This window comes from Sinorhizobium sp. P24N7, from assembly GCF_042436655.1.
Lineage (GTDB): Bacteria > Pseudomonadota > Alphaproteobacteria > Rhizobiales > Rhizobiaceae > Sinorhizobium > Sinorhizobium meliloti_A.
Genome location: NZ_JBHMIW010000081.1, coordinates 1 through 676, shown reverse-complemented (window position 1 = coordinate 676; position 676 = coordinate 1). Strand labels below are relative to the sequence as shown.

Genomic DNA, 676 nt, shown 5'->3' with positions numbered 1-676 from the left:
AAAGAGCGTTTTCCAGTTGCATGGAGTGAACGCCGCCGAGCAACCGATCCTGCGCCGGAAGCTGACGCGCAAGGAAATGGTGAAATTCTTCCAGAAGGCGGCACCGACCAGTATTGCGCTGGAAGCGTGTGGTGGTTCCCACCATTGGGCCCGACTGCTGCGTTCCTTCGGCCATGAGGTGAAATTGATCGCGCCGCAATTGGCCAAGCCTTATGTCAAGCGCGGGAAGAATGATGCGGCGGACGCCGAAGCATTGTGCGAGGCGATGAGCCGGCCGACGATGCGGTTTGTTCCGGTGAAGACGGCGCAGCAGCAGGCCGCCTTGATGCTGGTTGGCTTGCGCGAGAGGCTGATCCGCAACCGGACACAACTGGCCAACAGCATTCGCGGCTTTGCCATGGAGTTTGGCATCGTCGCGGCCACCGGCATGTGCAGGATCGAACCGCTATTGGAGCGCATAGCGCAGGACCCATCGCTGCCCGTTCTTGCGCGAAAGGTTTTTGCCATGCATGGCGATGAATATCGCGGTCTGCTTCACGAGATAAAGAAGGTGGAGGAAGAGCTGCTGGATTTGCACCGCGCCGATGAATGCAGCCTGCGCCTTGCGCAAATTCCCGGTGTCGGTCCGGTCGGCGCAACGCTGTTGATGCTGAAAACCCCGGATGCCCGGCTGTTC

Annotated in this window: 1 protein-coding gene; it reads left to right on the top strand. The window is 59.9% G+C overall.

Translation table 11 applies throughout. The features are described from left to right. The coding region (locus ACFHWW_RS34000) for an IS110 family transposase (protein ID WP_379943765.1) at window positions 1–676 on the top strand (676 nt) is incomplete at both ends.